This window comes from Aureispira sp. CCB-QB1, assembly GCF_000724545.1.
Lineage (GTDB): Bacteria > Bacteroidota > Bacteroidia > Chitinophagales > Saprospiraceae > Aureispira.
The window spans coordinates 89719-101834 of sequence record NZ_JHBV01000042.1 but is presented as its reverse complement, the minus strand read 5'-3'; the positions used below and the strand labels follow the sequence as shown (position 1 = coordinate 101834).

Genomic DNA, 12116 nt, shown 5'->3' with positions numbered 1-12116 from the left:
GTGTTTTTCTTGCATCAATGCTTGCTTTCATTTGTCTGATCTATACAAGATAATAAAGAATTGAATATCTTAAAAAAATTAGGGTCTAGGAATTTTTTAGTATACTTGTATTGTTGTACGATTGGTTATGATAACATCAAATTGTGCTACTTATCATATTGTACAATTGGTCATTAGTGCCCTAAATCTCAAGCACTAAAAAAACAAGCACCTGATTATCAGACAATATCATTTTTTATAAATTATTGCAATTATAGAATGACTCTGAACAATTCATTTTATAATTATTATTACAACTAAAACTTATGGGTACTAATATTGGTCGTTTTTTTATGGGATTCATTATGTTCATTGGAGGTTTGTATCTGATGTTAAATTCTATTCGTGTCGATATCGGAACAATGTTTCATGGTCGTTATTCTTTATTTAATGTGGGAGGAATTGGCGTTACTTCAGGTTCTATTATGCTGGTCTTTATGTTAGGTGTTGGAATGTTATTTTTTAATGCTCGAAACCCATTAGCTTGGATTGTTACAGTTGGCTCACTCGCTGCTCTAATTTTTGGCGTGATAGCAAACACTCATTTTAGTCTACAATACATGTCTGCCTTTGATTTAATTGTGATTCTAGTCTTACTTTGTGGAGGCTTAGGACTACTACTAAGTTCTATGTCCAAGCGAAATGCGTCGTAAGCTACAATATCTTTATCGTCCTGTATTCCTAAAATATAAAAGAGCCATTGGTTGTTGATTTCAACCAATGGCTCTCGCAAAATTATATCTACTGGTTATTTCCAGAAGTTTCTAATGTCGTATTGTGATTTTACGAGTATGAACACTTCCATTAGGCGCTTCTATTCTTAACACATAAGCCCCTGATGCCAAAATCTCGGTATTTAATACCTTCATAGCATTTCCCTCTGCAATCTTAGATTCAATTAAAGTACGTCCCAATGCATCAATTACTTGAACTGCATAAGTACCTTTCATTAAGATAGGTAACTCAATTGTCAATTGCTCGCTCGCAGGGTTAGGATATATCCATACCCCCATGTTATCTTTATTGAACTGCAACGCCTTTGTAATACTATAATTCGACACTCCTGTATAATCAACTTGATGTATTCTGTAGTAGTTGTACCCTGTGAATGGCGTTTCGTCTATATAACTATACAAAGCTGTTGCTTGGTCGCTAGTCGCATCAAAACAAACTAGTGTTTCAAAATTTTGAGCATCAGCACTACGTTCTAGGCAATAACGATCTCCTGATTTTTCGTTGGCAACTTCCCACTCTAATACTGCTGTACGCTCTACTTTTGTTGCTTCAAAACGCAACATTTCTAGCGGCAAAGAAGTCTGGGCAATTATATCTGCCAATGTAAATGGACTGAAAGAAGTTACATAATCAGAAGTAACTGTTCCTGAAGCAGCTGTCCCTGTAATTACGGGGCTAGCGCCTTCACGTTCCCATTGATCAACAACACTTGGAGCTTGCGTAAAGAAATGCCCCACTCGAATACTTGATGGAGAAATTACGTTACTATGCGGTCCCCAGTGTAATGTAACACGTAAGTTTTCACCCGTTCCTCCTACAAACTCATCTAATGTCCAATACTCCAATGAACTTACATGATCTAATTCCGTTGTATTAACATTATAAGTACCATATCCCACAGAAAAATATTCTGCAATGTACAATTCTCCTGTATTAAATCTTGTTTCGATGCCTATCGCACCATAAACGCCATTATCGCCAGTTGGATAAGTAAACGTTGTCAAAGCACTCGCACTTGTTTCTTTTATAACTGGACCATCGACATGACTGAAAGTAGAAGCACTGGTTGCTGTTGCAGCTGTTTCAAATAAAATATAAGAAGCTGCCGTTGTTAGTACAATACCGTTGGTAAAGGTCATATCATTTTCAATAACCATGTCACTAGCATTGTTCTGAAGTGTTCCATTAGTCTTGTTAACGATTACATTATAAAAGTTTTCACTGATGGTAGCTTTATTAATTGTTTGGTTCGTGGTACCAACAAACTCAATCGTACTTTCTCCTTCTTCAAAACCATTGCCTGGGTTCAAATCCGTCCAATTTCCATGCAATCTTACGATTCCATCTGCTGCGGCTGTCCCATCTTCTAAGTCCAATTGACCATTTGTATTGATTAGAAGGTTTCCATATACTTCTATACCTGTACCAATAATTCCTCCTTGGTTATTTTCAATTTTTGAAGTCCCCGTACTACCATTTCCTCCAATAACTAAATCTCCTAAAATTTGCATTAGAGTAGTACTGGTATTGGTATTAAAAACGTCTACGGCACCTGTTCCACTGTTTCCGATATACATATTTCCTTTTACAGTCATAAATCCTGTCGTTCCTTGAAATACTTCGGCAGCTGTATTAAAACTATGGCTACCACTAGTAGACTCTAAATATAAATTAGGATAAAACATACCAACAGTAATAACAGGTATTGTTCCACTATTTCCACTATGACGGAAACGCCATGTTGCTGTGGCAGGAATGGTGGCAATACCGCCTTCATAGTTATCTCTATACTGTGCAATGGCACTAGAACCCGTTTTTATCAACTCTCCATTTGCACCTAATAACCAAGTAGCGTTATTGGTTGTCATATCCATACCATCACCACCACCATTACCATTATCAATTAAAGTTCCTTGCACCTCCAAATCAACTCCTGTTCCATTATTAAAGGCAAATAAACGGTTGTTATTAATAGAAACCGTTCCTCCTGCTTCAATCACCACTTCATCCACAACGACATCTTGGTCAATATTAACGGTATGTCCATTTAAAATATGAATATAGTCACTATTGTCAAATAAAGGATAAACACAAGTTGGTGACCACGGTCCTGCTGCGGAGGTAGCCATTTCCCAAGTATTAGTATTCGTCCAATCTCCATTCGCTACGGTACGGAAAAAGCGCTGTGCAGCTAAGGTAAACTGTACAGCCTCTGTTAAAACATTACAAGTTCCATTCTCTGTTACTTGACAATAAAATTGATAACCATCATAGTTGGTCAAACTTCCTGTGATTGATAGTGTACTACTCGTTTCGCCCGCTACAGTTGTACCAGGAAAAGCAGCTCCACTCACAGCAGTCCAATTAACGGCACTCCCATCGTTTTCATTAAAAAACCATTGATAGGTCAATGCACCTCCATTACCTGCTGTTGCATTAACAGAAAAAGTAATGCCACAACCACTAATATCAGTAGGTTGAGTTGTTATGGTTGGTGTTCCCCCCGCTACATTAAAAACACCTAAGTCTGATTCATCGCCAGTCGTAGCGGTAGTCCATTCCGATGCTGTAAATGTAGGATTGGGACCAGTAATCGTATTGTTTCTTCTGTATACATAACCGATTCCGCCAATTACTGCATCGTGGAAGTCATCGACTAAAGTATTCGTAGGGGTAAACATCAATTCTAGACGATCATTAGCGTTAAAACCTGCTGTTGTTGTTCCAAAATCAAAATCTTCGATCCCAGAGCCGCCACTATTAATACGCCCAACTAAAACCTGTCCATCAGCAATAGAAGATCCTACTCCTGTCGCTGGAAAGTTGTACGAATGTGTAACGGTTCCTGAAGCCAAATCACCATAACGGTCAATTTGATAATTTGTTAAGTCTACCGTTGCTCCTGTTCCATTATAAATTTCAACATACCCCAAAGAGCCACCATTATTATCAAATACCTCACTAATGATAATATCACTAAAAACTGAGCTACAAGCACCACTTTGGTTTAAAAGAGTGTAACTAGTCGCAGCCGTTACATTGCAAGCTGCTTCTCTTACCACAATAGCTCCTGTTGTTGAACCAGTGGGAACAGTAGCTATTATAGTCGTTGCATCTATAAATTGCACAGCACTAGCAGCTATTCCATTAAAAGTTACTGTTGAACCAGCTGTAAATCCTGTTCCTGTGATGGTTACTTCTGTTCCGACAGGTCCAGAATTTGGTGCTACTCCCGTAATAGTATGTGGACAGGCAACAACTGCCGTTCCATCTAGGATAAAGTTATCAAAACCAGCACGGTCGCTTCCACCATTTTGGTCTACTAATAAAATTAGACCAACTGTATTGGTACCGTTGGGAATATTAATGGTTTCCGTAACATATCCACCTGTAGAAAAACCTCCTGTTGCTCCTGTAACTAGTTGCACTTGAGTTTGCGGAGTACCATCGAGAACAACGGTATAAAACACATCATCTCCTCCATCATAACCGACAATATTGTAATCAAAATTAATAGTCACACCAGTAAAACTACTAACATTAACATCTGCAAAAGTAATGGTCTCTCCTGCAGAGCTACCACAGTTACCATCTAAGTCTTGTACTCCCCAAAATTGGGTGCCAGCAGAGGGAACAATTCCGCTTAGGTTCGTAGAATAATCCCAGATATCTCCACCATTGGTACAAGCGGGGGTTGAGAAAGTAGCTCCCCAAGTATCAGAAGCATTTTGTTCAAATCCATGGTAAGCAATTTGTGCCTGCAAACTCAATGCTGTAACGGCTAAGCACAAACATAGGGCTAGGTCTTGTAATTTTGTTTTCATTTTATATAATGATTTTCAGTAAAAAGGATGAGGGCGATCATTTAAGCGCACAAAAATACACTTTTTAAACGTAAAAAAATCTTGCTTTAATATTAGTTAATTGTTAAATCCCCACTTTAACACATTTGATTTTCAATCATATATAAAAAGCAATTAGTCAAAAGATAATTTATTTTATTCAAAAAATCAACCTTTTAAAATAACAGTCTATGATTCAACCTCGTCACAAAACACAGAAGCCATCCCAAAATTTGGGATGGCTTCTTTTATTATTAATTTAAGTATATATGTTATTATAAACTTCTACTTAAACATTAATTAGCGCATTATCTAAAATAGCATTCAACGTAGTACTTGGACGCATTGCTTGGGCTACTTTTTCTTCGTTAGGGAAGTAATAACCATCTACATTCATTGCTACTCCTTGAGCATTGTTTAGTTCCTCAACAATTTTAGCTTCATTGTCTGCCAATTCTTTTGCCAATTTAGCAAAGCTTGCTTTTAATTCTGCCTCTTTATCTTGTGCTGCAACAGCTTCCGCCCAATACAACGCCAAATAGAAATGACTACCTCTGTTGTCCAACTCATTTACTTTACGAGATGGCGATTTTCTGTTGAGCAACAATTTTTCTGTCGCTTGATCCAATGCCTCACCAAGCACCAACGCTTTTTCGTTATCAAAAGCATTTCCTAAGTGCTCCAAAGAAACAGCTAGTGCTAAGAATTCACCCAAAGAATCCCAACGTAGGTGGTTCTCTTTGTTAAATTGCTGTACGTGTTTTGGCGCTGATCCTCCTGCTCCAGTTTCAAACAAACCTCCACCATTCATCAATGGAACGATTGACAACATTTTGGCAGATGTCCCTAATTCCAAAATAGGGAATAAGTCTGTGTTATAATCACGCAATACATTTCCAGTAACAGAAATCGTATCTTTTCCAGCTTTGATACGCTCTAAAGAGAATTCCATTGCTTTCATTGGAGACATAATGTGAATCTCCAAACCAGTAGTATCGTGGTCTTTTAAATAAGTATTTACTTTTTTAATCAACTCTGCATCATGTGCTCTACCTTCATCTAACCAAAAAACAGCAGGTGTTTGAGAAGCTCTAGCTCTAGTCACAGCCAATTTAACCCAGTCTTGAATTGGAGCATCTTTTACTTGACACATTCTCCAAATATCTCCAGCTTCCACTTCATGCTCAATCAACGTTTTGTCATCTGCATCAACCACGCGAACTTTACCAGCAGTCGTTATTTCAAATGTCTTATCGTGAGAACCATATTCTTCCGCTTTTTGAGCCATCAAGCCAACATTAGGAACCGTTCCCATTGTTGTTGGGTCAAAAGCACCATGCTCTTTACAGAAATCAATTACAACTTGGTACATTCCTGCATAACTACTGTCAGGAATAACCGCTTTAGTATCTTGAGTTTCACCAGCTTTGTTCCACATACGACCAGAAGTACGAATCATTGCAGGCATGGAAGCATCGATGATAACATCACTAGGTACGTGCAAGTTGGTAATGCCTTTGTCAGAATCTACCATTGCGATATCTGGTCCATTCTCATAAGCAGCTTGAATATCAGCTTCTATAGCCGCTTTTTGGTCAGCAGGCAAACTTTGAATTTTATTTAACAAATCTCCAAAACCATTGTTAACATCTACCCCCAACTCATCTAAAACAGCAGCATGTTTTGCAAATACATCCTTGAAGAATACTCTTACGCCATGACCAAAAATAATTGGATCTGACACCTTCATCATGGTAGCTTTCATATGCAAAGAAAATAGAACTCCTTGCTCTTTAGCATCCGCCACTTGCTCTTCCAAGAAAGCCATTAATGCTTTTTTGCTCATCATAGTTCCATCAATCACCTCTCCTTCCAAAATTGGGAAAGCTTCTTTTAGTGTCGTTACTGTTCCGTCAGCAGCTACATGCTCAATACGCACTTTTGTTGCCGCAGATAAGGTAACAGATTGCTCGTTGGCACGAAAATCTCCACCATTCATCGTCGCAACATGTGATTTAGAATCAGCTGCCCACGCTCCCATAGAATGAGGATTATTTTTTGCGTATTTCTTAACTGGTTTTGGTGCTCTACGATCTGAGTTTCCTTCTCTCAAAACAGGATTTACAGCAGAGCCTTTGATTTTGTTATATCTTTTTTGAATTTCTTTTTCTTTTTCATTGGCAGGGTCCTCAGGATAATCAGGTAAAGCATAGCCCGCATCTTGCAACTCTTTGATAGCTGCTTTTAACTGAGGTACAGAAGCACTAATATTCGGCAATTTGATAACATTGGCTTCTGGTTTTAAAACCAATTCTCCTAATTCTGCTAGTGCATCTGGAATTTGCTGTTCTTCAGTTAAAAAGTCAGGGAAATTAGCTATAATTCTACCCGCAAGAGAAATGTCGCTCAATTCAACCTCGATCCCAGCAGCATCTGTAAATGTCTTGATTATTGGTAAAAAAGAGAAGGTGGCCAAATAAGGCGCTTCGTCTGTTTTTGTATAGATAATTTTTGATTTATTTGTTTCCATGTTTCTCAAATTTTAAGCGAGTTTTTACTTACGAAATAACTGCAATTTAACTGTTGATTTTTTGGTGCTTATTAGCCCGTGCGAAGTTACAATTTTTTGTCGAAAAAACGAATCGCTATTCAAAATATTAGAAATCCCAAAACTTACCTCGGTTGACTCAATTGTACCTTTGCCCAAATACCCGCAATGTTCGAATTGGAGCTTCGTCTTGGTTGTTGCATCCCTCCTCCTGGGTTCGCACCTTGCAACAATGGGTTTTGCAATTGATTGTTGCCTGTAATGCTATTACTTGATGGATCACCAAAAAGCCCTGGATCGTCTGCCGCATCAGGGGCTGGCTGATTGACTTTTATTCCTATACTAAGAATTTCATTGTATTGCATTTTTCCTGAATACAATTGATTGAGTGGAATTTTAAATTCACACAACATAGCCCCCACATGATCAAACCCTATTGCTGTTTTTAATTCTTTAGATGCCAAGTTACTAACTCGAATTCGCTCTTCTGGATCTTCTTCAACAAACCCAATCAATTCAAATTCTTGGCAAACAGTAGCGTATGCTTCATCTAATGCTCGATCATCCACTTTAAAATTTCCTTTGGCTGCTTGAAAAGAAATCGTTTCTAGCTGTTCCTGTGTCAGAGCAAGTGGATAACCAATGCCAATTTTTTCCTTTCTTTTGGCAAGGGTGTCCAAATACACAGACATGCCTAATCCCATGATTCTACGCTGAATTGTTTTGTCGTTAATACGAATACAGAGGTAAAAATTTTGGGCATCATTTCCAGTACTGTATTGGACTCCCGTATAGGCATTGGATTCTATCAAAGGGCGTTCCCATTCATCTATCTTACCATCTACCACAATGGTCGAGTCTACTGAATACCATTTCGTTTTAACAACATTTTTACTAGAGTTGCAAGAACTTGTCCCCAATAGAACGATGTATAGTAGCCATGCAACTACTGCGTATAAACTAATTTTCATATGCTATTTTTTACCACAAAGATAAGAATTCTTCAATAGTAAATCAATCGGATATTTGGATTGTTTAAAATTATGTATCTTGTTTTTTATTTTTTATTAGTATCAAAACAGATCTACTTCTAAAGTTATAAATGATGTACCCCAAACTTATACAAGACCTAACAACCTCCCTTGCTAATGATCGCTCTGATGCTAACCGACAAAAATGGACCGCATATTTGATTAAAGAACAAATAGAATTAACTCAGTTGACGGAAATACTAGATGCCGAACATCCTATTGGTATGCGTTTTACTTGGTTGTTGGGGCATCTATTGGCAGAAGCACCAACTCAAGTACGCCCTATTGTCACTTACTGTTTTACGCATCGCAATCAGTGGACGTTCCCAGGTATTAAACGAAGCATTGCTAAGATGTTATGGCTGGCTGGAGTTCCTGAAGAAATAGAAGGTTTGGTTGTGGATGAACTATTTCAGTGGGTCTTAGATCCTAAGGTAAAAGTTGCTGTAAAAGTCTACAGTTTAGAAGTTCTTCTTAGTATGGTTTTAAAATATCCCGACCTAAAAGAAGAGTTGCTCATTGTTATTGATGATCAATTGGATAAAAACTCTATTGCCTTTAAAGTCAAAGCAAAAAAAGTAATCAAAATTTTACAACAAGCCCCCAAATAGCCTACTCTGGGTCTACATTTGCAATCTCTTGTACTTTCTTTAGATTGAGTATCTCTATTGCTCGTTTATTAATTTTAATCAACTTATCCTCTCTAAACTCTTTTAATAAACGCCCCAAACTTTCTCTCGTTGTTCCTATAACATTTGCCAAATCCTCTCTTGGAAGCACAATTTGAGTACGTTTCTGATTTTCATTTTGATAACGTTCATTTAAGACGACTAGGTAAAGGGCTAGTCGTTCTCTTAAATTTTTTTGCGCAAGAATAGCAATTGTATTGACCAATACTCCAAATTCGTGGCTGATATTTTGAATGATTAATGTTTGAATCTGGGGAATTTTTGCTAACAATAATCTAAAATCATATTTATTAACAAACAACACCTCGCAGTCTTCTATAGCCTCACACGATTCTTCATAATTCTCATTACAAAGCAAGGCATGGTAGCCAAATAAGTCTCCTTTTTTATAAATGTAAAAAATTTGATCTTTTCCATAAGTACCTGTTTTGTATATTTTTGCCTTCCCACTTTTTATAAGAAACACACCTGTTGGCATTCCATCTTGATAAAAAATTAATTTTCCCTTTTTAAAAAACAAAGGCTGAGAAAAACTTAAAAAATAAGCTTGGTCTTTTTTGGACAAGGAAGATAAAATTTTATCACTCTCAAAATTTAAATTCTTAATATTCAAAGCATTAAATCAATTTAAAGGATAACAATGATTTAAATGTAACAAAAATCACATTTTTATATAACTTTTACTGTTCTTTTCTTCAGAGACTTCCTCTACTTTTGAAAAAGATTAGAATATAATCCACTATTCCCCTTCACTTTTTTTCACTTAATTATGAAACCACGTTTTCATTTTCTTTGGTTTTATTGTTGCTTAATTGGGCTCCTAAGTTTCTCTTCTCAAGAGATTAAAGATCAAGTTATCATACAACTTGAAGGGCACTATGTAGCAAATAACAATCACTCTAAAAGCCCAAAAGATACCGAAGAAAAGCAGTTTCGTAAAGAAGAAGAAAACGAAAAAGAGGAAAATCAAGAAGAAGATACTTCCGAAGATGCAGAAATAGAGGAAGAGGTTTCAGAATATCCTCCTCTTTTAGCTTCTTTTTTCAATTGTTTTGGGAAACAATGCCTTGTTCACAACATTTACAGTAGAAATGATGTCGCTTCCCAACATACGAACAACTTTCCCAAACACCTTCCTTTATACATCTTATTTGCTTGCCTTAAAATTGATTGTTAGCCTCTCTATTTTTTATCAATAAGCGGTGCTCAACAGCACAACAAAACATTGATACTCACCAACCTTCCTGAGGATTGGAGTTTATACTTCTATAGTATTTTTATTTACACTTGTAGCTCATACTCTAAACAATAGAGTACAGGGTTTCTATTGTCAGCGAGCTATTTATAACAATCAATAAAATGAGTCAATATAAAACACAAAAAACGATCTTAGGTTACTTTGATTTTAGCAATATAAAAGGAGATTTTTTAGGCGGTTTAACAGGTGCCATTATTGCATTGCCCATGGGCTTAGCATTTGGCATACAATCAGGTTTAGGGGCAGAAGCAGGGCTGTATACGGCTATTGTTTTAGCTGTTATTGCCGCATTTGTCGGAGGAACCAAAACACTTCTCAGTGATCCTACAGGTCCAATGACCGTCGTAGCAGCGACAATCGTTTCAGGGGCTTTGGTTGCGACAAACGATGATTTAACCTTAGCCATGCCTATTATTATGGCAACCTTTGTTTTAGCAGGAATATTTCAAATTATTTTTGGTTTTTTAGGTATTGCCAAGCTTGTAAAATTTATGCCTTATCCTGTTATTTCGGGATTTATGGGCGGTATTGGTATTATAATAATCATCCTTCAATTATTCCCTTTATTGGGACATGCTTCTCCTAAAGGTATGATCAATATATTAAGCAATTTGGGAACGCCTTTGGCAGACTTAAATACTTCTGCTCTATTATTAGGATCAGGAACAATTGCAGCTATTTATGCCCTTCCACTTATCAACAAAAAAATACCTAGTATTTTAATTGCGTTGATTGGCATGACAGCCGTTTCGTTAATTTTCCCAATGGATGTTCCTAGAATAGGCACCATTCCTTCAGGCGTTCCTCCACTTCAAATTGGCACACTCCTTAGCTTAGAAATGCAGCACTGGAGTTTGGTTTTGGTTCCTGCTATTACTCTAGCAGCATTAGGTACAATCGACACGCTACTTACATCAACTGTTGCAGATAGCTTGACCAAAACAAAACATAATGGCAACAAAGAGTTAAAAGGACAAGGATTGGGGAATTTAATTGTTGCTTTATTTGGAGGAATACCTGGTGCAGGCGCTACAATGGGCACCGTGACCAATATTCGTGCAGGAGGAAGAACCAATCTTTCGGGCATCTTTAAAGGTCTTGCTTTATTGGTTATTGTTTTAGGATTGGGGCATTACGTTCAATTCATCCCCATGGCTGTTTTAGCTGGAATTTTAGTAACTATTGGAATTGGAATTATCGATTTAAAAGGCTTGCAATTATTACCCAAAGTCCCTAAATCCGATGCGATCATTCTTATTGTCACGCTCTTGGTAACAGTTTTTGACAACTTATTGGATGCCGTAGCTATCGGCACGATGATTTCCTTTATTATGTTCATGAAAAATATGTCCGATGCTACTCTAAAATCTAATCAAGCGGGATTGTTAGGGGACATTTTGCAAGAGAAAGGGCTTCCTGAAGCTCTAGCCAAAAATGTTTACATTAAGCACTTGGAAGGTCCTTTGTTTTTTGGTTTTGCCGATGACTTTAAGGCTCGAATAGAGCAAATAAATGCAGTAGAAGTAGTTGTCATGCGCTTAGATCATGTTCCTTTTATGGATGAAACGGGGCTACTAGTCTTGGAAGAAGCTATTTTATTATTAGAAAACAAAGGTATTGAAGTTTACTTGACAGGGCTTCAAGACAAGGTGGAAGAACGACTTCGTATTGTTGGTATTATTCCCCAATACATCCACGAAGAAGAAATCTTCAAAAACTTAGATGAATGTATGGTTTATCTAGCCAAACAATACAATTGTAAACATGTGACAGGCGAAATTGATGGTTTGTTTGAGGCGGCACTCAAAAATAGAAATACTCCGCCAGAAACTAACCCTAGCCTACCTATGCACTTGATTCATCAATAATTCGTTGATTGGGCTACCTAACAGTTGATTGCATTTTTCAATTATTCACAGAAAAATGCCAGACAGCCTATGCCCTTTGTTCTCTTTCACTTATCAAAAAATAGCC

General features: G+C 37.2%; 8 protein-coding genes. 4 read left to right on the top strand and 4 right to left on the bottom strand.

Annotated elements, in window-relative coordinates:
* Positions 1–305: 305 nt before the first annotated feature.
* Complete coding sequence (locus CG11_RS22620) at positions 306–692, top strand: hypothetical protein (protein ID WP_052599132.1); 387 nt, start codon at positions 306–308, stop codon at positions 690–692.
* A gap of 111 nt (positions 693–803) precedes the next feature.
* Here CG11_RS22620 and CG11_RS22615 read toward each other — a convergent pair whose 3' ends face one another.
* The 3 genes from CG11_RS22615 to CG11_RS22605 form a co-directional block, all read right to left on the bottom strand.
* Positions 804–4598, bottom strand: coding sequence for a T9SS type A sorting domain-containing protein (locus tag CG11_RS22615; RefSeq protein ID WP_052599131.1), 3795 nt, complete (start codon positions 4596–4598; stop codon positions 804–806).
* Between the two features lie 307 nt (positions 4599–4905).
* Positions 4906–7146: an NADP-dependent isocitrate dehydrogenase gene (locus tag CG11_RS22610; RefSeq protein WP_052599130.1), complete on the bottom strand. Its 2241-nt coding sequence runs from the start codon at positions 7144–7146 to the stop codon at positions 4906–4908.
* Positions 7147–7289: 143 nt separating this feature from the next.
* On the bottom strand, positions 7290–8135 hold the full coding sequence (locus tag CG11_RS22605) for a hypothetical protein (RefSeq protein ID WP_052599129.1): 846 nt from the start codon (positions 8133–8135) through the stop codon (positions 7290–7292).
* A 131-nt stretch (positions 8136–8266) separates the two neighbouring features.
* Here CG11_RS22605 and CG11_RS22600 point away from each other — a divergent pair, with 131 nt between their 5' ends.
* Positions 8267–8806 carry a hypothetical protein gene (locus CG11_RS22600; protein WP_156039866.1) on the top strand — a complete coding sequence of 180 codons (540 nt, stop codon included), beginning with the start codon at positions 8267–8269 and terminating at the stop codon, positions 8804–8806.
* A gap of 1 nt (position 8807) precedes the next feature.
* Here the strand turns inward: CG11_RS22600 and CG11_RS22595 are convergent, their stop codons facing one another.
* The gene (locus CG11_RS22595; protein ID WP_156039865.1) at positions 8808–9449 is read right to left on the bottom strand and encodes a Crp/Fnr family transcriptional regulator; all 642 of its coding nucleotides are present in this window, start codon (positions 9447–9449) and stop codon (positions 8808–8810) included.
* Positions 9450–9653: 204 nt separating this feature from the next.
* Here CG11_RS22595 and CG11_RS22590 point away from each other — a divergent pair, with 204 nt between their 5' ends.
* The gene (locus tag CG11_RS22590) at positions 9654–10061 is read left to right on the top strand and encodes a hypothetical protein (RefSeq protein ID WP_052599126.1); all 408 of its coding nucleotides are present in this window, start codon (positions 9654–9656) and stop codon (positions 10059–10061) included.
* 182 nt (positions 10062–10243) lie between these two features.
* Positions 10244–12010, top strand: a complete 1767-nt coding sequence (locus CG11_RS22585) for a SulP family inorganic anion transporter (protein WP_063833186.1) — start codon at positions 10244–10246, stop codon at positions 12008–12010.
* The last annotated feature ends 106 nt before the right edge of the window (positions 12011–12116 follow it).